This is a genomic window from Streptomyces sp. NPDC031479, assembly GCF_055581065.1.
Map to the genome: position 1 here is coordinate 42,245 of NZ_JBVIKC010000048.1, position 21,243 is coordinate 63,487.

At 73.9% G+C, this 21,243-nt stretch carries 15 protein-coding genes and 1 pseudogene; 6 read left to right on the forward strand and 10 right to left on the reverse strand.

Going from position 1 to position 21,243, the window contains the following annotated elements:
* The first annotated feature begins 8 nt into the window (after positions 1-8).
* Genes ACZ5D2_RS34275 through ACZ5D2_RS34290 form a run of 4 tightly spaced genes read left to right on the forward strand, consistent with a single transcriptional unit; the run spans position 9 to position 5,590 of the window.
* Positions 9-2,249 (forward strand): HAMP domain-containing protein, encoded by a 2,241-nt coding sequence (locus tag ACZ5D2_RS34275; protein ID WP_371681233.1) that lies wholly within the window; start codon positions 9-11, stop codon positions 2,247-2,249.
* Positions 2,250-2,255: 6 nt separating this feature from the next.
* Positions 2,256-3,968 (forward strand): poly-gamma-glutamate synthase PgsB, encoded by a 1,713-nt coding sequence (gene pgsB, locus ACZ5D2_RS34280; protein WP_468934855.1) that lies wholly within the window; start codon positions 2,256-2,258, stop codon positions 3,966-3,968.
* Positions 3,965-4,447 carry a poly-gamma-glutamate biosynthesis protein PgsC/CapC gene (locus tag ACZ5D2_RS34285; RefSeq protein WP_359941323.1) on the forward strand — a complete coding sequence of 161 codons (483 nt, stop codon included), beginning with the start codon at positions 3,965-3,967 and terminating at the stop codon, positions 4,445-4,447. Before pgsB ends, ACZ5D2_RS34285 begins: the two co-directional genes overlap by 4 nt.
* A 45-nt stretch (positions 4,448-4,492) precedes the next feature.
* On the forward strand, positions 4,493-5,590 hold the full coding sequence (locus ACZ5D2_RS34290) for an NlpC/P60 family protein (protein ID WP_371677989.1): 1,098 nt from the start codon (positions 4,493-4,495) through the stop codon (positions 5,588-5,590).
* A 21-nt stretch (positions 5,591-5,611) separates the two neighbouring features.
* Here ACZ5D2_RS34290 and ACZ5D2_RS34295 read toward each other — a convergent pair whose 3' ends face one another.
* Entirely contained in the window at positions 5,612-6,601 is a 990-nt protein-coding gene (locus ACZ5D2_RS34295; RefSeq protein ID WP_371677988.1) for an SAM-dependent methyltransferase, read from the reverse strand.
* A 107-nt stretch (positions 6,602-6,708) separates the two neighbouring features.
* Between ACZ5D2_RS34295 and ACZ5D2_RS34300 the strand changes: the two genes are divergently transcribed.
* A complete protein-coding gene (locus tag ACZ5D2_RS34300) occupies positions 6,709-7,920 on the forward strand; it encodes a sensor histidine kinase (protein WP_371677987.1) in 1,212 nt (403 codons plus the stop codon).
* Between the two features lie 17 nt (positions 7,921-7,937).
* On the forward strand, positions 7,938-8,606 hold the full coding sequence (locus ACZ5D2_RS34305) for a response regulator transcription factor (RefSeq protein ID WP_030236908.1): 669 nt from the start codon (positions 7,938-7,940) through the stop codon (positions 8,604-8,606).
* Positions 8,607-8,667: 61 nt separating this feature from the next.
* Here ACZ5D2_RS34305 and ACZ5D2_RS34310 read toward each other — a convergent pair whose 3' ends face one another.
* The 9 genes and pseudogenes from ACZ5D2_RS34310 to ACZ5D2_RS34350 all read right to left on the reverse strand — a co-directional run.
* Positions 8,668-10,065, reverse strand: coding sequence for a DUF6177 family protein (locus tag ACZ5D2_RS34310; protein ID WP_468934862.1), 1,398 nt, complete (start codon positions 10,063-10,065; stop codon positions 8,668-8,670).
* Positions 10,066-10,069: 4 nt separating this feature from the next.
* Entirely contained in the window at positions 10,070-14,080 is a 4,011-nt protein-coding gene (eccCa, locus tag ACZ5D2_RS34315) for a type VII secretion protein EccCa (RefSeq protein WP_371677985.1), read from the reverse strand.
* Positions 14,077-15,357 carry a MinD/ParA family ATP-binding protein gene (locus ACZ5D2_RS34320; RefSeq protein WP_468934865.1) on the reverse strand — a complete coding sequence of 427 codons (1,281 nt, stop codon included), beginning with the start codon at positions 15,355-15,357 and terminating at the stop codon, positions 14,077-14,079. Before ACZ5D2_RS34320 ends, eccCa begins: the two co-directional genes overlap by 4 nt.
* A gap of 16 nt (positions 15,358-15,373) precedes the next feature.
* A complete protein-coding gene (gene eccD / locus ACZ5D2_RS34325) occupies positions 15,374-16,714 on the reverse strand; it encodes a type VII secretion integral membrane protein EccD (RefSeq protein ID WP_468934877.1) in 1,341 nt (446 codons plus the stop codon).
* Between the two features lie 22 nt (positions 16,715-16,736).
* Positions 16,737-16,979 carry a hypothetical protein gene (locus ACZ5D2_RS34330; protein WP_007264842.1) on the reverse strand — a complete coding sequence of 81 codons (243 nt, stop codon included), beginning with the start codon at positions 16,977-16,979 and terminating at the stop codon, positions 16,737-16,739.
* A gap of 29 nt (positions 16,980-17,008) precedes the next feature.
* Positions 17,009-17,770, reverse strand: a complete 762-nt coding sequence (locus ACZ5D2_RS34335; protein WP_371677983.1) for a hypothetical protein — start codon at positions 17,768-17,770, stop codon at positions 17,009-17,011.
* A 19-nt stretch (positions 17,771-17,789) separates the two neighbouring features.
* Positions 17,790-18,722, reverse strand: coding sequence for a hypothetical protein (locus tag ACZ5D2_RS34340; RefSeq protein WP_468934869.1), 933 nt, complete (start codon positions 18,720-18,722; stop codon positions 17,790-17,792).
* Between the two features lie 278 nt (positions 18,723-19,000).
* Positions 19,001-19,357: a toxin-antitoxin system YwqK family antitoxin gene (locus ACZ5D2_RS34345; protein WP_371677981.1), complete on the reverse strand. Its 357-nt coding sequence runs from the start codon at positions 19,355-19,357 to the stop codon at positions 19,001-19,003.
* An 8-nt stretch (positions 19,358-19,365) separates the two neighbouring features.
* Positions 19,366-21,243: pseudogene (locus ACZ5D2_RS34350) on the reverse strand (hypothetical protein); the annotation flags it as partial.

The window sequence follows — 21,243 nt, forward strand, 5'->3', positions numbered from 1 at the left end:
GGGCCGACATGTCACTCCTCGGTGGCATCAGGCCCCCGATCACCGTGCTGTCGGTACTGCTGCTCGCCCTGGCGGGGTTCACCGCGTTCAGCCTCGGCACCGTCCACGAGGACCGGCTGCCCGAGGCCGTGCTCACCTCGCAGCAGCACTTCGCCGAGGACGGCGCGATCGCCCTGCGCGCCTCCCTGGACGAGAGCGTCACCGACCTCGACCGGGCCGCGGCCCTCTTCTCCACCGGCAAGCCCGTCGCCCCCGACGCCGTCCTCGACCGCATCGGCAGCGTGTACCAGAAGTGGCGCGGCACCGGCGTCGTCGAGATCGGCTCCGGCCGGCTGCTCGCCGCCCGCGGCGAGAACCTCCCGCTGACCGCCATCGACCGCACGAAACTCTCCGGCGCCGACGGCCTGGCCCCCCGCATGGTCAGGATGCCCGGCGGCGAGACCCGGCTGCTGACCCTGTCCCTCCTCAACTGGAAGGACCAGCCCCAGCAACTGCTGGTGGCCTCCAGCAGCCTGCGCTTCCCCGGCATCAGCCTCGGCAGGTTCCGCTCCATCGCCGTCGTCGGCTCCGACGGCGCCGTCCTCAGCAGCGACGGCATCCCCCAGCCCGAGATGGTCGCCGAGAACCAGCGCGCCGACGTCAAGCGCGACACCAAGCAGCTGGCCTCCTTCGCCAAGGCCGCCGCGAAGAAGACCCGCGCCAACCCCCTCACCGCCAAGGAGCCCGGCTCCGGCGGCTTCCCCGGGGTCAGCGGCAGCCTGCTGGGCGGCGAGTCCGGCGGGGACCGCGCCGCCGCCGGTTACGCGGGCCTCGCCGGATCCGAGGCGGGCGCCGGCACCACCGCCACCAGCCTCGACCTCACCGTCGTCGCCATGGTCAACGTGCCGCAGAACCCGGCCCGCACCTCCGACGCCTTCGCCGGAATGGTCCTGGCCGGCGCGCTGCTCCTGGTCGGCGCCCTGGTCGTGGCCCTGCTCGTCGCCACCGTGCAGCGCCCGCTGATCGCCCTCTTCCTCGACAGCCGCCGCCTCACCCGGGGCGACCTCACCCGCCCCGTGGCCGTCCCCCGGGGCGCCGAGGCCGCCCGGATCGCCGCCGCCCTGGAACGGCTGCGCGTCCAGCTGCGCGACGGCGCCCCGGCCGCGCCCGCCGCCCGCGCCCGCCGCAAACGCCGTACGGGCGCCCGTACGCTCCTCGCCCTGTGCGCGGTCCTGCTCCTCGCGTGGTGCCTCCCGCTGGGCCTGCTCGTCAACCGCGCCGGGGACGCCGTCGTCGTACCCCAGCAGCTGGTCAACGACCAGCGCGAACGCACCGACACCCTCAACGACCGGGTCCGCCGCGCCCTCAACGAGGGCCAGGCCGACCTGCTGTCCGTGGCCTCGTCGATGGACGGCGACACCACCCCCGAGCACATGAGCGCGGTCCTGGAGCGCACCGCCGACGAACACGCGCGCTACCAGTCCCTCTACGTCCTGGACCCCTCCGGCAAGATCCTCGCCCGGGCGGGCGGCACCCCGAAGGACGCCGACGGCAAGGGGCCCCGCAAGGACCCGGTGGCCCTCGACGACCGCGGCAAGAGCCCGGTGATCGTCGCGACGGCACCCGTCCCCGGCAAGGCGGGCACGGCCGTCGTCGGCGAGCTGCGTATCGACTTCCTCAACTCCCTCCTCAAGCGGCCCGGCCTCGGGGAGATCCGCGTCGTCGACGCCAAGCACCGGATCATCGCCTCCAACGGCGGCTACCGCGCCTTCCAGAAGCTCGACGACGCACGCCTCGACGCCCTCGTCGACGGCTCCGCCCTCAAGGTCGGCATGGCCCCGCGGCCCGGCAGCGTCCTCTACCGCAGCGGCGGCGACCACGTCATCGCCGCCGCCGCGCCGTTCTCCGGCGGCGGCGCGGCCGGGGACCTGAAGTGGACCGTGGTCAGCTGGCAGTCCGCCAAGGGACTCGCCATCCAGGAGTACAGCCTGCAGAACCGCACCGTCCTCGCCGGACTCCTCGGCTTCGCGGTCGGCGCGGCCTGCCTGGGCTGGCTCCAGATCATCGTGATCGCGCCGCTGCGCGAACTGGCCCGGCGCGCCGAGGCCCTCGCCGACGGCGACCGGCGCACGGTCCTCTACCCGCGCCACCACGACGAGGTCGGCGCCGTCACCCGCAGCCTGGAGATCATCCGGCAGCAGCTCCAGCAGCGACAGCAGCAGCGCAAGCAGGCCGCCGGACAGCCGTCCGCGCCGGCCGGAAGGAACTGATCCGCCGTGCTCTTCCTCTACTGCGTACTGCTCGTCTGCTGCCTGATCATGCTGGTCGCGGGCATCGTCGAGCAGCGCCGGCACTTCTCCAACCTGGACCGGATACCGAACCGGGTGCTGGTCAACGGCATCCGCGGCAAGAGCTCCATCACCCGGCTGTGCGCGGGCGCGCTGCGCGGCGGCGGCCTGACGACGGTGGCCAAGACCACCGGCACGGCCGCCCGGTTCATCCACCCCGACGCCACCGAGGAGCCGGTCTACCGCAAGTTCGGCATCGCCAACGTGGTCGAGCAGATCGGCATCGTGCGGCGCGCCGCCGCCTACCGGCCGGACGCGCTGGTCATGGAGTGCATGGCGGTCATGCCGGCGCTCCAGGAGATCAACCAGTCGAAGCTGATCCAGTCGACCATCGGCGTCCTGTGCAACGTCCGCGAGGACCACGTCGCCGAGATGGGCCCGACCCTCGACGACATCGCACGCTCCCTGTCGCGCTCGATGCCGTACGGCGGGATCTGCGTCACCGCCGAGAAGGAACGGTTCGACGTGCTCCAGGAGGAGGCGGACGCCCGGGACTGCGAGCTGGTCTACGCCGACCCCGACACGGTCTCGGACGAGGAGCTGCGCGGGTTCAGCTGGTTCACCTTCAAGGAGAACGTGGCGATCGCCCTCACCGTCGCCGAACTCCTCGGCGTCGACCGGGCGACGGCCCTGAAGGGCATGTACGAGGCCCCGCCGGACCCCGGCGTGCTGTCGGTCGAGCGGTACCTGGCGCCGGGCGGCAAGCGGCTGCGCTTCGCGAACGTCTTCGCGGCGAACGACCCCGAGTCCACGCTGATGAACATCAACCAGCTGCTGGACCTGGGCGCGGTGGACCGCCCGCTGAACGTGGTGATCAACTGCCGGCCCGACCGGGTCGAGCGCAACGGCCAGATGGGCTCGATCGTCCCCGAACTGCGGCCGGACAAGGTGTTCGTGATCGGGCACCCCGCGAAGAGCGCCATCGACGCGATCCCGGCCGAGTGGCGCGACCGCGCCCTCGATCTCGGCGGTGACCAGCGCGACGGCGAGGAGTTCATGCACGAGCTGCTGGGACACCTCGGGGAGAGCTCCTCTCTGGTGGCCATCGGCAACATCCACGGGCAGGGCGAGGTGCTGCTGGAGCACCTCGCGGAACTCCCGCCGGACGAGTCCGAGCCGGAGCGCGACCCCGCCGGGGAACGGGCGCAGGAGCCCGCCCCGGTCTTCACGCGCCCGCTCGACCCGTACGCGGAGGACCCGTACGCGCAGGACCCCTACGGCCAGGACCCCTACGGCCGGGGCCCCTACGGCCAGGACCCGTACGCGGGAGCCGCACCCGGGCAGCAGCAGTACGCGGGGGCCGGGTACGGGCAGCAGCCGCCCGCCCCGGGCCCGTACCCACGGCAGCCGTACCCGGGAGCCCCCTCCGCGCAGCAGCCGTACCCGGGGACCCCCTCCGGGCAGCAGCCCCATCCGGGGGTCACCGTCGGGCAGCAGTACGCGAGCGCCGCGTACGGGCAGCAGCCCCACCCGCAGGCCCCGTACGGGGGAGCCCCGCAGGGGCGGGCGCCGCAGCCGCAGCCCCCGCGGCCCGCGCCCGACCCCTACGGCATCGGCGCCGCCACGCCGGTCCCGGCCTGGCCGCAGCAGTCGCCGCAGCAGCAGGTCCCCCCGAACGCCCACCCAGGAGAACCCCGTTGATCCCCGCCGTCCTCACCCCCGAGATCGCCGCGATCGGCATCGCCCTGGGCCTGCTGTTCTCCCTGCTCTGCTACCTCACGACCAACCTCTCCCCCGGCGGCATGATCACCCCGGGCTGGCTCGCGCTCACCCTCATCGAGGACCTCCAGCGCGCCGCCCTCGTGGTCGGCATCACCGTGATGACCTACGTCCTGACCCTGCTCACGCAGAAGTTCGTCATCCTCTACGGCAAGCGCCTCTTCGCCGCCGTCGTCCTCATCGGCGTCCTGCTCCAGGCCACCGTGGTGATCGTGCTCCAGATGGAGTTCCCGCTCCTGTACGCGAACCAGACCCTCGGCTTCATCGTCCCGGGCCTGATCGCCTACCAGCTGGTCCGCCAGCCCAAGGGCGCCACCCTGCTCGCCACCGGCAGCGCCACGCTCATGACGTACGTCGTCCTGACCGCCGGGATCCTGCTCGGCGTCATGCCCGGCGCCTGACGCCCCGCCACACCACCCCTCACCCACCGCCCCGGAGCCTCCCGCATGACCGCCCCGTCGAAGAAGAAGAAAAAGAAGAGCCGCGGCACCCGCCCCGCACTGCACGCGGTCACCGTGCTCGCGCTGCTGGCCGGCAGTGCCTACTTCACCTACGCGCTGCGCACCGAGGAGCAGGCCAAGACCCCCGCCGTGCACGTCGTCGCCGACCGCAACGGCGCGGGCGGCACCACGGCGGGCACGAACGGGACCCAGAAGTGGGAACGCCTCCAGAGCCCCGCCCGGTCGGTGCTGCGCGACGGCAGCGGGCAGGTCCTCGCCACCTTCACCGACGGCGCCCGCACCGCCACCCTCACCGGCCCCAGCCGCACCTTCAGCGAGCCCGCCAACACCGCCTCCCGGGTCGTCACCGAGAACTGGGTCCGGCTGTTGCCCGAGGTGTGGAAGCAGGGCGCCGAGAACCAGCAGTGGTTCAAGGACTGGTTCAAGAAGTACTACGGGAGCAGCGAGGACGACATCTTCGCGACGGCCTTCCAGTACGTCGACAAGGCCCCGGTGAAGAAGGACGCCCAGGGCACCTCCTTCGCCGGCGACGCCTCCTTCGGGCCGCTCAACCCCACCGGTTCCGAGGGCAACGACCTGCGCCTGGAGCAGTCCGACTTCTACGACTACCTCGGCAAGCCGTACACCTTCCGCAACGGCGTCACCAAGCAGCCGCAGCCCGCCCGCTACCGGGCGATCGACTGCTCGGGCTTCGTCCGCACCGTCTTCGGCTACCGGGCCCGCTACCCCCTGATGCCCGACGACACCCCCGGCGCCGGCCTGCCGCGCACCGCGAACGGCATCGCCCGCTCCGCGCTGGGCGCGGACGTCATCCCGCTCAAGGGGACCGGCCCGGAGCACCGGCCCACGTCGATCGACGTGATCCAGCCGGGCGACCTGCTGTTCTTCAAGCTCGACGCCCGCACCAAGGACCGCCTCGACCACACGGGCATCTACCTGGGCACCGACTCCGACGGCCACAACATCTTCATCTCCAGCCGCGAAGAGGCCAACGGCCCCACCATCGGCGACAAGGGAGGCGCCTCGCGCCTCGACGGCAGCGGCTACTACGCGACCACCCTGCGCAGCGTGAAGCGGCTCTGACCCGCTCGACGCGGGCGGCGGCTACACCGGCGGCCACGCCGGGATCCCGACCGGCTGCACCAGCCAGCCGAAGTCGCCCAGGCCGCCGCGGGCCGTGAGCTCCGCCGCCTCGCCCGCCGCCGACAGGGCCCGGACGTACGCCGCCGGGTCGGTGGAGGCCAGGGCCAGCGGCGGGCGGCCGCACGGGACGCCGAGGGCGGTCAGGGCCTCCCGCTGGGTGAGCAGGGCGGCCCCCGGCCCCGCGCAGGCGTCGAGCGCCACGTGCGCGGTGACGTCGCAGCCGCCGTCCGGGACCGGCGGTACCTCCCGGCCCTCCCGGAACCCGGTCAGGGTGCCGAACGGGGGCCGGGCCGCGCGGGTGTGGGCGTAGTCCACCGCCACCGCCAGGCCCCGCTCCAGGGTGGCGACGGCCGCCGCCCAGGCCTCGTCGCGGCCCCGGCCGATCTCGGCCCGGCCCTCGTCCCCCGCCGCCGCGCCGGGCCACCACCGCTCCAGCCAGGCCCGGTCCGCCGCGTCGAGGGGGCCGCCGGGGGTCTCCGTACCGTCCGGGCCGACCAGGACGTAGCGGCCGTCCTCCACGACGTCGAGGGGGACGTTGTCCAGCCACTCGTTGGCGAACAGCAGGCCCGTCGTCCCTTCGGGGGGCTCCGCCACCCAGCGGATCCGCGGGTCGAGCCCCTGCGGCCGCGCCGCGCGCTCCACCGCGTACGGCCGCACCCGCCCGGCCACCTCGGGCGGCAGCGCGGCCAGCACCCCGGTCAGCAGCTCGCCGCGCCCCGCGCCGACGTCGACCAGGTCGAGCCGCTCCGGATGCCCGAGCTCCCCGTCCACCGTGCGCAGCAACCGGGCCACGGCGCCCGCGTAGAGCGGCGAGGCGTGCACGGAGGTGCGGAAGTGCCCCGCGGGCCCGGGACCGCCGGGACGCACGTAGAACCCGCCCGGACCGTACAGCGCGGCCTCCATGGCGGCCCGCCACCGGACCGGTCCCCTGACTCCGCCCTGAGCGCTCATCCCACAAAGGGTAAGGTCACCCTCCACCTTGGGGAGTACGCCCCCGTCACAGGGATCGCACCTGTGGTTGACTCCAGCACCTATCTCCTTTCCCTACTCTGGGTTACGTGCAGCGCCTCTACGACTTCATCCGCCGACACCCGACGAGCGTCGACAGCTTCTGGGCCGTCCTCCTCTTCGGGCTGTCGATGCTGATCGTCGCGGACGACTCCGGGGTGGCCGGCACGAGCACCCTGCACCGGCTGCTGGCCGTGCCGTGCGTCATCGCGCTGTGCACCGCCGTCGCGCTGCGCCGCAAGTGGACCGTGGCGATGTTCTGGCTGACGGTCGGGGCGGGCGTGTGGCAGCTGGTGCTGGGCCCGACGGCGAACCTCTTCGACTTCGCGATGCTGGTGGTCCTCTACACCGTGGCCGCCGGTGACGTCCCGCGCTGGATCTCGCGCACCGCGCTGGGCATGGGACTGCTCGCCTCCCCGCTCTACTTCGCGCGCTTCGGCGTGGACAAGGGCCCCAGCGGCGCCGAGGCCATCCTGTTCACCCTGTTCATGATGGTCCCCTTCGCCCTCGCCTGGGTGCTGGGCGACTCGCTGCGCACCCGCCGCGCCTACTACGCGCAGCTCGTCGAGCGGAACCAGCGCCTGGAGAAGGAGCGCGAGGCCCAGGCCAAGGTGGCGGTGGCCGCCGAGCGCGCCCGGATCGCCCGCGAGCTGCACGACGTCGTCGCGCACAACGTGTCGGTGATGGTCGTCCAGGCCGACGGGGCCGCGTACGTCATGGACGCGGCGCCGGAGCAGGCCAAGGAGGCCCTCCAGACCATCTCGGGGACCGGCCGTCAGGCGCTCGCCGAGATGCGGCGGCTGCTGGGCGTGCTGCGCACCGGCGAGCCGCAGGAGTCCGAGGACTACGTGCCGCAGCCGGACGTCGAGCAGATCGAAGTGCTGGTCGAGCAGGTGCGGGCGGCCGGACTGACGGTGGACTTCGAGGTCGAGGGCACGCCGCGCAGGCTGCCCAGCGGCGTGGAGCTGACCGCGTACCGGATCGTCCAGGAGGCGCTGACGAACACGCGCAAGCACGGCGGACCGGAGGCACGGGCGAGCGTACGGCTGGTCTACTTCGACGACGGGCTCGGCCTGCTGGTCGAGGACGACGGGCGGGGCGCGACGCACGAACTGTACGAGGACGGCGGCGCCGACGGCGCCGGGCACGGCCTGATCGGCATGCGGGAACGCATCGGTATGGTCGGGGGAACCCTGGACGCGGGCCCGCGGCCGGGCGGAGGCTTCCGCATCAGCGCGCTGCTCCCGCTCAAGAAGAGATGACGAGGTCGAGGTAACTGATGTCCATTCGCGTGATGCTCGTCGACGACCAGGTGCTGCTGCGCACGGGTTTCCGGATGGTGCTCGCCGCCCAGCCGGACATGGAGGTCGTCGCCGAGGCGGGTGACGGCCTGGAGGCGCTGGAGGTGCTGCGGGCCACGAAGGTGGACGTGGTGCTGATGGACGTGCGCATGCCGCGGCTCGACGGGGTCGAGGCGACGCGGCGGATCTGTGAGCCGGAGGAACACCCGAAGGTGATCATCCTGACCACCTTCGACCTGGACGAGTACGCGTTCTCGGGGCTCAAGGCGGGGGCGAGCGGCTTCATGCTGAAGGACGTCCCGCCGGCGGAGCTGCTGGCGGCGATCCGCTCCGTGCACAGCGGGGACGCGGTGGTGGCCCCGTCCACCACCCGCCGGCTGCTGGACCGGTTCGCGCCGATGCTGCCGACGACGACGCAGGAGCCGCGGAACAAGGAGATCGACCGGCTGACGGACCGCGAGCGCGAGGTCATGCTGCTGGTGGCCCAGGGCCTGTCGAACGGCGAGATCGCGGGGCGGCTGGTCCTCTCGGAGGCCACCGTGAAGACCCACGTGGGCCGCATCCTGACGAAGCTGGGCCTGCGCGACCGGGTCCAGGTCGTGGTCCTGGCCTACGAGACGGGCCTGGTCCGCGCGGGCGGCCTGTAGCTCCGGCGCCTCCCGGTCCGGTGGCCGCCCCGCGCGAAGGCCGCCCCGCGCGGGGCGGCCTTCAGACCGTGGTGCCCAGGTGGGCCATGAGGGTGGACAGGGTGTCCCAGGCCGCCGGGTCGGTGCCGTCGCCCAGGGGGTAGTACAGGCCCGGACGGCGGGCGGGGCCGATCGTGGACGGGCGCAGGGCCAGCGGCGGGCGCCGGGCGTGGGTCAGGGTGACCTCGGCGACGCCCGCCCCGCCCAGGGTGAACGACACCGGCAGCGGGGGCCGGCCGAAGCGCGGGGTCACGCTCAGGTCCCGGCGGCCCGGCCCGACGGAGGCGAGCATGCTGACCAGGCCGTGCCCGTCGGCCAGCGTCCCCGCCAGGCCGGCGAGGGCGTCGAGCGGCGCCGGGTCGGCGGGGCCGTACCCCAGGGTCAGGGTGACGTCCTCCTCGACCCCGGCCGCCGTGCGGGTCACCCGTACGACGGCCAGCGCGCCCGCGCCCACGACCGTGAGCAGGGTCGGCTCCGGCGCCCGGCTGCGCGCGAGGTCGGTCAGCTGCCGGGGCGACCAGGGCAGGTTCACCGGCTCGGCGGTGCCCCAGCCGGCGGGCGGACCCCCGGTCAGGGCGCGCCAGGCGGCCTCCACGGAGCGGCCGAGCAGCAGCTCCCCCTCGGCCGGGTGCTCGGTGCGGAACTGCACCGTCAGCCGGTGTTCGCCCGCTTCCGCCCCGTCGGCCCGGAGGAAGGCGGCGGCTGCCCGGGGCTCGCCCGCGGCGTCACGGGCGGGGGCGAAGGTGCCGTCCTGCCAGCTCAGCACCGCCCCGGAGAGGCCGTCGTAGTAACCGCACTCCGGGTCCTGGACCACCCATCGGTTCGGTGCGCCCGTCAGCACGGTGCGCAGCGGCAGGCTGAGCCGGCAGTGGGCGGGGGTGACGATGTGCAGGGCCGCGCCGAAGCCGGCGGTGGTGCGCAGGACGTCGGAGAGCCAGGCCGTCAGCGGGATCACGGGCCGGTCCGCGAGGACGACGGCGGTGGACTCGGTGACCACGTCGACGGTCGGCAGGGCCCCGACGGGCGCGGGCGCCGCGGAGGCCTCGGAGGTCACGGGGACGGCGGTGACCCGGCCCGCGCCCGGGGGCCAGACGGCGCCGCCGAGGACCTCGGCGAGCCGCCCGGCGACGGCCCCGGCGAGGTCGGCCGCCTCGGGGACGGCGGTGGACGCGCGGGTCTCCGTCCACCAGACGGGGACCCGCGCGGGAGTGCCGAGGAGCCGTTCGGTCTCGCCCGGGACCTGGACCAGCACCGGTGCTTCGACCGAGACCAGGGGCCGGCCGCCCGCGCCCAGCAGCTGGATCACGGCCCCGTCGGCGGCGGAGGCCGCGTCGAGCCCGGTGCCGCCGCCCGCGAGGGCCACCAGCAGCGCGGCGGTGTCGGGCATCTTGGGGGTGAGGGCGATGACGTCCTTGGTCACGGTGTCAGGGTGCTTCCTGGGTGAGGGGGGCGGCCAACGCGGTCTGCACGGTCTGGTGCGGCCGGCCGCGCCGGACGAGCGTGCCGCGGCCCGGAGGCTGCGCGCTCGCGTAGAGCTGCGGGAAGAGCTGGCCCTCGGAGCGTTCGCCGTTCATGACGAGCGCGGTCGTGCCGGACTCCCGCAGGGTGGTGAGCAGTGGTTCGTACAGGGCCCGGGAGGAGCCCGCGACGCGCCGGGCGATCACGAAGTGCAGCCCGATGTCCTGGGCGGACGGCAGGTAGGGCACGAATGCCTGGAGCGGCTGCTGTCCGGCGGTGGTGAGGATGTCGTAGTCGTCGACGAGGACCACGATGCGGGGGCCGGTGAAGCCGGGGCCCTCGCCCGGGTCGGCGTCGGGGTCGATGCCGTCCTCGGGGAGCCGCTTGTCGAGTTCCTTGGCGATGCCGGCCGACAGCGCGCCGGCGATCTTGGCGTTGTGGGCGTACCCGCCGCGGTAGGGCTCGGGGACGACTCCGCGCAGCCCGCGCCGGGGGTCGTAGACGGCGAAAACCAGCTCCTCCTCCCCGTAGCGCGCGATGAGCTGGCGTGCGACGAGGGAGAGGAGGTTGGTCTTGCCGCATTCGTTGTCGCCGAGGATCAGCAGGTGCTGGTCCTGCTCGAAGAGGTCGAGCAGGACGGGCGCGAGGACGTCCTGGTCCACGCCGATGGGGATCCGGTACGGCTCCTCGTCGGCCGACGGGAGCCGGTCGGCGGGCAGCCGGGCGGGCAGGACCCGTACGGGGGAGGCGATGTCGCCGTGCCAGGTGGCACGGACGGTGGCGGCGGCCTCCTCCAGGGCGGCGGCCAGGTCGGTGGTCCCGGTCCGGGAGTCGATGCGCGGCAGGGCGGTCTGCGCGAAGAGCTTGCCGTCGGTCAGGACGCGGCCGGGGGTGTCCGGGGAGATGGTCTCGGACAGTTTGCGGTCGATGGCCGAGTCGGAGGCGTCGCCCAGGCGCAGTTCGACGCGGCTGCCGAAGAGGGACTGGTTGGCGATGCGGACGTCGTTCCAGCGCAGCATGCCCGCGACGACGTGGATGCCGTAGCCGCCGCCCCGCTTGAGGAGGTCGGTGACGGCGTCGTCGAGTTCGGAGAACTCCTCGCGCAGGGCTCCGTACCCGTCGACGAGCAGGACGATGTCGGTGGAGGCCAGCTCGGGCAGTCCGCCGCGGGAGCGCAGGCGGCGCAGCTGGTCGACGGAGTCGATGGAGTGCTCGCGGAAGAGCTCCTCGCGGACGGCGAGCATGCCCCGCACCTCGGCGACCGTGCGGGCGGCCCGTTCCCGGTCGGCCCGGCCGGCGATCCCGCCGACGTGCGGGAGTCCGGCGAGCGCGGCGAGGCCGCCCCCGGCGAGGTCGAGACCGTAGACGGCGACCTCCTGCGGGGTGTGGGTGAGCGCGAGGGACAGGGCGAGGGTGCGCAGCAGGGTGGTCTTGCCGGACTGGGGTCCGCCGGTGACGGCGGTGTGCCCGCCGGCGACCTTCAGGTCCAGCTCCCAGGGGCCGCGCCACTGGCGGGCCGGGTCGTCGAGGACACCGAGCGGTACCCGCAGCGGGGGGCGGTCGGCGTCGCCGAGGCGCAGTCCGCGGTCGGTGACGCAGAGCGGTCCGGCGGCGGCGTCGAGCGGGGTGGCGTCGGGCAGCGGCGGGAGCCAGATGCGGCGTACGGGCGGGGCGGCGTCGGCGAGCTGGTCGACGATGACGCCGAGCACGCTGGGACCGGTCTCGCGGGCGGTGGCGGTGGGCTTCTCCTCGGCGGGCCCGTCGGAACCGGTGCTGGCGCCGAGGGTGTTGAAGGCCGGGTAGGGCAGGGCGAGGGGGCCTTCCGCGGCGCGGTCGCGGTCGCCGGCCGGGCCCCGGTAGCGGCCGGAGACGTAACCGGCCTTGAAACGGGTGTAGGTGGAGGTGTCCACCTTGAGGTAGCCGAAGCCGGGGAGCGGCGGCAGCATGAAGGCGTCGGTGGTGTCGAGGACGGTGCGCGACTCGTCGGCGGAGAAGGTGCGCAGGCCGAGCCGGTAGGACAGGTAGGTGTCCAGGCCCTTGAGCTTGCCGCCCTCGATGCGCTGGCTGGACAGCAGCAGGTGCACGCCGATGGAGCGGCCGATGCGGCCGATGGACAGGAACAGGTCGATGAAGTCGGGCTTGGCGGTGAGGAGTTCACCGAACTCGTCGATGACGACGAACAGGTGCGGCAGCGGCTCCAGTTCGGGGTTCTCGGCGCGCAGGACGGCGTAGTGCCCGATGTCGGCGACGTGGCCGGCGTCCTTGAGGACCTGCTGGCGGCGCTTGACCTCGCCCGCGAGGCTGGTGTGGACGCGTTCGACGAGCCCGGCCTGGTTCTCCAGGTTGGTGATGACCCCGGCGACGTGCGGGAGCTTCTCGAAGGGGGCGAAGGTGGCGCCGCCCTTGTAGTCGACGAGGACCATCGCGAGGTCCTCCGGCGAGTGCGTGGCGACCAGGGCGAGGACGAGCGTACGGAGCAGCTCGCTCTTGCCGGAGCCGGTCGCGCCGACGCACAGCCCGTGCGGGCCCATGCCGAGCTGGGAGGACTCCTTGAGGTCCAGCAGGACGGGGCCGTGCCGGTCGTCGATGCCGATCGGGACGCGCAGGAAGTCCCGCTCGCCGCGCGGCGCCCACATGCGTGCCACGTCGAGGGCGGCGGGGTCGTCGATGCCGAGCAGGCCCATGAAGTCGACGGGGCCGGAGACGGGGGTGCCCTCGGCGACGGACTCGGCGGACAGCCGCAGCGGGGCGAGCATCCGGGCGAGGCCCTCGGCGGTGGCGGGGCCGAGCTGGTCGCAGAGGCCCTCGGCGGCGGGGGCCTGGGGGGTGCGCAGGTCCCGGACGGTGACGTGGGGGCCGTCCACGGTGATCCGTATGGTCACCTCGTCGGGCTCGTGGACCTGCTCGGCGAGCAGGTGGAGCACGGTGGTGTTCATGTCGGCGAGGCCCACCGCCGTGTCGGGGCGGGGCAGTTCGACGGCGTTGTCCCCGTACTCGTCGCTGACGACGAGGAGCCGGCTCGCGAGGGCCAGCGCGCGCCGGTCGGAGAGGCCGCGGCGCACCTCTGCCGCGTAGGAGGCGCGGCGGCGCAGCTCGGGGGCGAGGACCTCGGCGAGCTGCGGCAGGCTGGGGGCGATCCGCCGGGCGGCGACCGGCCCGTCCTGTTCCTGCGGGTCCAGGACGTGCGGGAGCCACTTGGCCCATTCCCAGTCCGCGTCGAGCCGGTCTCCGGGGACGCCGAGGGCGATCGCGACGTCGTCGGGGGCGTGCAGGACCGCGGTGTGGACGAGCAGGGCGCGGGCGACGCGCAGGACGCCTTCGCGGTCGCCGACGACGCTGATGTTCCCGGCCCGGTCGAGGGGCACGGTCAGCGGGAAGTCGCTGGCGCGGGCGAAGCGGGCCATGAGGGCGCCGGCCTCGTTGAGCATGAACCGGTCGGGCGGGGTGAGGACGCCTCCGGCGCCCGAGCCGAGGGCGAGCGGCTGGACGGCGACCTCGCCGGTGCCCAGGCGGGGGCGCAGGAAGTCGGGGTCGGCGCGGCGGCGTTCCCACAGCCGGGCCGGATCGCGCACGAGGTCGTAGAGGGCCTCCGGCGGCGGGTTGAGGCGGCGGGCCTCGTCGCGGAGCCGCTTCTCGCGCGCGCCGAGTTCCTCGCGCTGCTCCTCCAGGTACTCCAGGTAGCGCTCGCGCTGGGAGCGGCGGGTGCGCTGCGCCTTGCCGCGCTGGGACCAGAACATGGCGATGGCGCCGATCAGCGCGACGACCAGGACCATCGCGCCGACGGCGGCGAACTGGCTGTTGCGGACGACGGTCATCATCACGACCGAGCCCATCACGCCGGCCATCGGCAGGAGGGCGGTGGCCGGGCTGCCGATCTTGCCTTCGGGGAGGTTGGGCGGGGCCTCGACGGTGTGGGGTTCGGCGGGGGCGGGGGGCATGGTGCCCCGGGCGGGCCGGTGGACGAGCTGCTGGGTCACCGGGCCGCACCGGCCGCCGGGAGCGCGAGGGCGCGCTGGAGTACGTCCGCGGCGAGCCGTACGGCCGCCTGCCGGGTCTCGGCGCCGAGGAGTTCGGTGCGGACGGCGCCGCCGGAGGCGAGGTGGCGGTCGTACGGGAGGACGACGACCCCGGCGCCGGTGGCGCGCAGTTTCTCGACGGCCTTGCCGAGCTCGACGGCCGGGTGCGGGGACTGGCAGGTGAGCACGACGACGGTCCGGGGCAGCACGGGCACGGGGAGGGAGGCGAGCCAGTCGAGGACGGCGTGGGTGGAGACGAGGCCCTCGGCGGTGGCGGGAGTGGTGAGCACGCGGGCGTGCGCGGTGTCGAGGGCCGTACGGGCCACCTCGCCGGGGAGGGTCTCGCAGTCGACGACGGTGACGCCGAAGTAGCGGCGCAGGGCGACCATCACGGTCCGGTACGTGGCGACGTCGACCTGGGCGCCGATGCGGCCCTGGCTGCCGGGCAGCAGCCAGCCGCCGTCGGCGAGCGGGACGAGGTATCCGGTGATGTCGGTGAGCTGCATGGAGGGGCGGACGATCTGGGCGAGGTCGCCGCAGGTCCAGCGCAGGGACTCGACCCCGAGCCGGACGGGGAGGGTGCCGAGGGCGGCGTCGGCCTCCAGCGTGAGCACCGGGTCGTGGCGGTAGTGGTTGTAGGTGCGGCTGAGCAGGGCGGTGACGGTGGTCTTGCCGGAGCCGCCGCGGATGCTGGTCACCACGATCTGGCGGCCGGTGGTGACGGGCTGCTGCACCTGGGTGGCCAGGCCCGTCTCGTTGGCGACGGCCCGCGCGGCGGAGGACCCGAGCGCCCCGCGCAGCGCGCGCAGCGCCCGCCGTCCGACGGGGTCCCCGTGCCGGGGCCGGCCGGCGGCCTCGGTGGCGGGGACGGGGACGGTCTCGGGGGCGCGGATCCCCTGCGGGGCCCCGTGCGGGGCCGACGCGGGGTAGGGGTACGGGGTGCCCTGCGGGGCGGGGGCCCGACCGCCGGTCCGCGCACCGGGGAACGGCCCGTGCGCGGCGGCGGCCCGCGCCGGGGCGCCGGGGGCGGCCTCCGGGTCGGGGTGGGGCTGTATCGGGGGGCGGCCGGGGGCGGCCGGGCCCTGGCCCGCGCCCGCTTCCGCCGACGGCGCGGGGGCGGTCGGCGTGGGATCGGTCGGCGCGGGAGCGGTCGGCGCGGGAGCGGTCGGCGCGCCCGTCAGTTCGCCGAGGACCCCGGCCTGCCAGTCGTCACGCCGGCTCTGGCTCATGTCTGACATGTCTGAGTCGCAACCCTTACGCGAAGGTGCCGAGCAGCCGCCCGTACACGCCGAACACCCCGATGAGCAGCGGGAACAGCACGATGACGCACAGCGACTCGGCGGTGTCCCCGAATCGCCGCAGCCGGACCCGTACGTGCTCGGGCGGCTGTACGGCCAGTACCCCGAGCGCCGCCAGCGCCAGCACCAGCAGCGTCGCCAGCGGCCCGGCCGAGCCGGCCCGCTCCGCCCACACCAGCAGCGCGGCCACGGTGACGGCGGCCCCGGCCAGCAGCAGCGCGACCACCTCCGCGACGAGCGGGAACGCCCGCGCGCGCAGCCACAGCACGCCGGCGACGGCCACGGCCAGCGACACCGTCCAGACATCGGGTTCCCGCAGCGCGAGCACCCCGGCCGCACCCGCCGAGACGGCGGTGGCGAGGGTGGCCAGCGCCATGCCCCGGTGGGTGGCGCCGAGGGCGGTCGCGACCTTGTACCGGCTGACCGAAGCCCCCCGCGCACGGCGGTCGTCGAGCCCGGTCAGGCCGGCCGCCGCCAGGGCGAGCCGCGGCAGCAGCCCGAGCAGGATCACCGAGACCACGGCCAGCACCGCTCCGGTACGGGCCCCCGCGCCGCCCTGGGCGACGGCGACGGCCTCCCAGCCACCGGTCAGCGCCACCACGGCGGCCGCCCCGACGAACCCGCCCCGCCCGAGCGGCGTGAACCACCCCAGCAGCGCGAGCCCCACCGCGAGCGCGCCCGCCACGGCGGCGAGCCTTCCCATCGGACCCCAGTGCTGCGCGTCGCCCAGGGTCCACGCCCCGAGCACGCCGACGGCCCCGGCGGTCGCCAGCAGCGCCGCCGCCAGCCCGGACCGCTTCAGCCGCCCGGCGAGCGCCCCGACCACAGCGGCGACCGCGGCCACCGCGAGCAGCGCCCCGGCCACCGCGCCCGGCGCGAACTCCCGCCGGGCGAACCACCCGGCGAGCAACGCCCATCCGATCAGCCCGGCCCCGGCGGTGACCCGCCGCGCGCCCGGCCGCCAGCGCCAGGCGCGGACGTCCAGGTCCTCGGCGGCCTCGTCCGTGACGTCGTGCACGACGGGCGCGGACGGCACGTCCTGCACCCGCACGAGCCGCAGCACCGCGCCGTCGCCGATCCCGGCGTCCGCGAGGCAGACGTCGTGTTCGAGCACCGACCCGTCGGCGGTCACCAGGTGGCGCAGCGTCGGCTGCGCGGCGACCCGGTCGTCCAACATCCGTATGACGTCGGGCAAAAGCCGCCCGACAGGCTCCTGGGAGGGCAGTACGAGATCCATCCTCCGCCGCTCACCCACCAGGGTGACCCGGCTCAGTGCCGTACCGATTCCCGCCCCCATGCTCACCACGCGCCCGAACCTATCACCGAGTACTGACCTGTCCCGGGGTGCCGACCTTGCCGATGAGCCGGTGCGAGATGAACGACCATCCCACGCATCCCGCGCACAGCACGGCCGCGATGACCAGTCCGGCGACGGCCTTCCCGATCCGCTCGTCGGCCACGCGCCGCCCGCGCTGCGCCCCGAACAGCACGGCGTCACGCATCCTGCGCCGCCGTACCGCGACGGACTCCAGCAACTGGCTGTCGTAATCCTCGGCTGCCATCCCGGCCCCCCTTCCTCTCCGCCCCGACGCTAATACCCCGGTCCAAGGTTCCACACGGGGCCCTCCGCGTCCGCAACGGCCTCCCCGATGAACCGGGCCGCCTCCCACTCGTCGACCCCGACCGGCCCCGGCTCCTGCGCCAACCGCTCCGCCGGCCGCCAGCGCAGGTCGGCGCCGAACAGCTCGTCCGTCCGTACGCCCCGCAGCACGCGCCGCCTCAGCAGCGGACCACGGCCCCCGGCCGCCCGGTGGTACGTGACGCGCCCCTCGGCATCGAGGGCGTCGAGCACGGGGCCGTCGAGCCGGGTGAGGGGTGCGCCGCCGAGAAAGCCCGCCAGCGGGCCGTGCCGGTACCGCACCCCCGTCAGTTCGAGGAAGCCCGCGCCGTCCCGGAAGAACTCGCCGCCCCGCTCGTAGAAGAGGAGCAGCGGTTCGTAGAGGTCGGGCAGCCCGGCCCCGACATCCGGGTCCAGCGCGCGGAGTTCCGCCAGCCGCACCGCTCCGGCGCAGGTGCTGCGGACCTCGACGTAGCCGATCCCGCCGAGGAACTCCCGTAGCGCTCCGGCGAGCTCCGGCGCGAGCACGAAATCCGGGGCGGCGTAGGGGGTGACGTCGAAGAAGGGCCAGGCCTCCTCGGCGGAGTACGCCCGGGCCCACAGGGCCGCCCTGCGCATGTACTCGCGCAGCAGGACCCGCCGGGACTTCACGTGCCCGAACGCGAAGTCCCAGTCCCCGCACCAGTCCACCGCCCGCAGCCGCTCCAGCACGCGCGACGCCGCGTCACCGGCCACTCCGGCTCCCTTCTCCTGGTCAGCACCGCCCCGACAGTTCCTCCAACGCGTCCAGCGAAGCCGCCTCGTGCGTGACGGCCTCGACGACGGAGCCGCCCCGGCGGCCGTCCGCCGCGGCGCCCAGCAGTTCCTCCAGGGCCTCCGGCGCCCGGACGCCCCGCAGGCGGGCGGAACGCAGCCGAGACAGCCACGGCACCCCCGCCTCGAAGGCCGCGGCACCGGCCGCGTTGCGCGGTTCGTAGCCCGCCGCTCCGTCGGCGGACGCCCAGAGGAAGCCCAGGACCCGCTCCCCGCACCGTACGCGGGCGTAGCGCACCGGTTGCCCGGTAGTGCTCTCGTAGTCCCGGCCGTCGGGACCACCGGGCAGCCGGTCCATCAGCCGCCGCCGCCACCGCTTCGGGACCTCGAAGGTGCCCCACGGGTCGTCGTAATCGGGGCCCGTCTCCCACTGGTCGGCGAACCCTTCGGCGGTGGGCCGCGCGTACCGGGTCGGGTCGCCCGGATCGACCGGCGCCCCCGTCACCCCGGAGATCCGCTCCAGCGCGGCGGCGAGGCGCGGGGCGTTCTCCTCGCCCACCTCCCGCTGCGGGCGCCCCCGGAGGTCGAGGGTCAGCCAGGCGTCGGCGTACGCGGACAGGGCCACCAGCACCGCCCCTTCGCCCCACACCTCGACCCGGAGGGTGAAGAGCTTCTCCGCCCGGCGCACCGCGCCGGCCTCGCGCCACTCACCCGCCAGCTCCAGGCCCACCGTCAACAGGCGGTCCGGGAACAGCCCTACGGCGTCCGCCCGCCCCGCGGCGCCGGCGAGGCCGGCCGCCACCGGGACGTCGCGGCAGGCGAACAGCGGACCGGCCATGTCACGCCGGTCGGCGAGCACGACCGAGCCGGCACCCTCCCCGGTCACGAGTCCGCACGCCGCCAGGACGTCCGCGAGGCCCGAGAGAAGCCCCACCGCCCCCAAGGCCGCCGCCGGCGGGGACCCGCCGACGGAGCGGGCTCCCAGAACCACTCACCGACGGGCTCGGACGTGATCACCGGCTTCTCCACCTCCGCCGGCGACCCCCGGACTCACGCCTCGGACCTCCCCGTCAGCTCCTCTTCGGCCGGCCGCTCATCCTGGCCCCGGAGCCGGTCCGCACTCTCAGCCCGAGTGCCTCAACCGGCAAGGAACCGGCCCCGGACGACGCCCCGGCTCGAAGAGCCGGTGACCCGCCACCCGCGCACCCGGCCCTACTCGCGATGCCACTCGCGAACGAGGCGGCCTTCCTCGTCCCAGACGGTCTCCTCCTTGAGGGAGTAGATGTCGTCGTCGAAAAACTTTCGGGACTTGAGAATGCCATTGGGGTGCCATTCCCGGAACTCGCCCACCGCCACCCCGTTGAGGACATTCCCCTCCAGCTTCAAGGTGCCGTCCGGATACCACATCCGGGACAAGCCGTTCCTGATCCCGTCGAGGTAGACGTCAAGGCACACCAATTGCCCGTCCTGGTATTCGGCCACCTCGCCCGTGAACAACTCGTCCAGGTAGAGCACTCGATTTCCCATATCCATATCGACATCGGGATCGTCGGTGTCGACACGCTGCACCGGGCTCATTATGGAATCCAATTCTCGTCGCTCGGCGGATATCCCGTGAACCGGCCATGAGGCGAAGGCACTCCGGGGAGCATATTGTAACAGTTGGCACAGAACGGGGCGCCTCTACCGATGACTCCCGTTTCCCTGTCCTTCAGGAAGGGGAACTCCACGGATGCCCGTATCTCCTTGAGAGCGTCCACGCCATCCGGCAGCCCCAGGCGAGTACGGGCCCACAGCAATTCGTTGGTGGCTTTCACTTCCGCGTGGCCCAGCGGCTGGTCCGGGTGAGGCTTGGTAGGGGCCATTTCTTCGTAAAGTGCACGAATAGTGGGGTGAACCCTTTCCTTGGGCATGACGTTGTCCGGCCGCCCGTTGATTCCTTCGATCACGATGCCGGTCCGAGTGTCCATGACTGCACCCACACAGGCACCCGTATCACCCTTGACGAATTGCTTGGCGTCCTTGGCATCTCGATACATCTGCGCCCTGCCCTCCGCAAGGGAATCGAGATACTGATCGACAGGCTTGCCGTCGACGTGAGTGATTACGTCGTTCGCCACTGTGACACGGGGGCCATCCAGGTCGAACAAGTCCAGCAGTTTCTCTCCGTGACCGGCCGGGAGCGTGCCGTCCGGGTTCGGCAGCCGGGTCTCTGGAGAAATCGCCTCGGCTGCGGTCGACGCCGTTCCGTGCACGTCGTGATCCGAGTGCCCGTCATGGCCGCCGGAATGAGGGAGATCGGAGTGGCCGTGCTCCGGAACGCTCGGGTCATCCGGGTGGCCGAAGCCGTCGGGCCCATGACCACCTGCGCCGTCACCCTGGTGCGGGATGCCGGGGCCGTCGTGGCCGCCGCCGCCCGTGCCCGGGCCGTCGCCGTGGCCGCCCGTGGAGGGGGTGTCGCCGTGGCCGCCGGTGGGGGTGGTGTCGGTGCCGCCGTGGCCGGGGGTGGTGCCGCCGGGTTCGGTGTGGCTGTTGTGGGCGCCGTTGTCCGCGGCGCCGCCCGGGGTGTGGCCGGCCGCGCCGCCCGGGGTGTGTTCGGCCGCGCCGCCCGGGGTGTGGCCGGCCGTGCCGCCGGGGGTGTGGGAGGTGACGTCGGCGGTGTGGGCGCCGACGCCGACCGGGACGTTCTCGTGCTTGGGGACCTCGGCCAGCGGGTGGTCGGTGCCCTTGGGGACCGCGGTGAGGTCCTGCTTGGGCAGCCCGTTGTGGTCCAGGAGCTGGTTCGAGGTCTTGTCGAAGTACTGCGGACGGCCCAGCGCGTCGTCGGGGAGACGGACGGTGTCCTCGGGGTGCGGGAAGGTGATCCCCGGGGCGTCGGCCTTCGGGAGGTCCTTCCAGATCACGTCGTCGATCTTCGGGAACGCCCCGTCGGCCTTGCCCAGGTTCGCGAACAGGTCACCGATCTTGATCTTGGCGAGGCTGCCGGCCTTGCCGATGTAGGTCATCGGGTCGATGATCCGGCCCGCCTTGCCCGCCACGCTGAGGATCTTCCCGACCGTGCCCGCCTTCGCCGCCGTACCGGCGCCGCCGGTGAACACGGTGGTCAGGACGTTGAAGGTGACCGCACCGGCCGCGCGGGCCGGGTTCTTGCCCCACTCGTCCCACGCGACCAGCGCCTTGCCCGTCTCCTTCACCGCGGTACGCGAATCACGGATCCACGGCGGCAGGTCCTTGTCGTCCGCCATCCAGAACGCCGTGCTCATACCCGGCACCGACATGATCGCCAGACCCGTCGCCAGCTTCGCCAGCCCCGTCCAGGCCTGACCCGCCTTGTCCCACCCGTCCACACCGATGAGCGTCCCCAGGCCACGGATCGTGCCCCAGATCCCGTCGACGATCAGACCGTCCCAGACGAAGGACTTCGCCCAGTAACCGATCTCCCACGCCCGATGGGT

What these genes read in the sequence shown, in the direction of transcription:
- ACZ5D2_RS34275 (WP_371681233.1), top strand. Translation starts at nt 9, where the DNA reads ATGTCACTCCTCGGTGGCATCAGGCCCCCGATCACCGTGCTGTCGGTA.
- ACZ5D2_RS34295 (WP_371677988.1), bottom strand. Translation starts at nt 6,601, where the DNA reads ATGAGCGCTCAGGGCGGAGTCAGGGGACCGGTCCGGTGGCGGGCCGCC.
- eccD (WP_468934877.1), bottom strand. Translation starts at nt 16,714, where the DNA reads ATGGGGGCGGGAATCGGTACGGCACTGAGCCGGGTCACCCTGGTGGGT.
- ACZ5D2_RS34320 (WP_468934865.1), bottom strand. Translation starts at nt 15,357, where the DNA reads ATGTCAGACATGAGCCAGAGCCGGCGTGACGACTGGCAGGCCGGGGTC.
- ACZ5D2_RS34305 (WP_030236908.1), top strand. Translation starts at nt 7,938, where the DNA reads ATGTCCATTCGCGTGATGCTCGTCGACGACCAGGTGCTGCTGCGCACG.
- ACZ5D2_RS34330 (WP_007264842.1), bottom strand. Translation starts at nt 16,979, where the DNA reads ATGGCAGCCGAGGATTACGACAGCCAGTTGCTGGAGTCCGTCGCGGTA.
- ACZ5D2_RS34290 (WP_371677989.1), top strand. Translation starts at nt 4,493, where the DNA reads ATGACCGCCCCGTCGAAGAAGAAGAAAAAGAAGAGCCGCGGCACCCGC.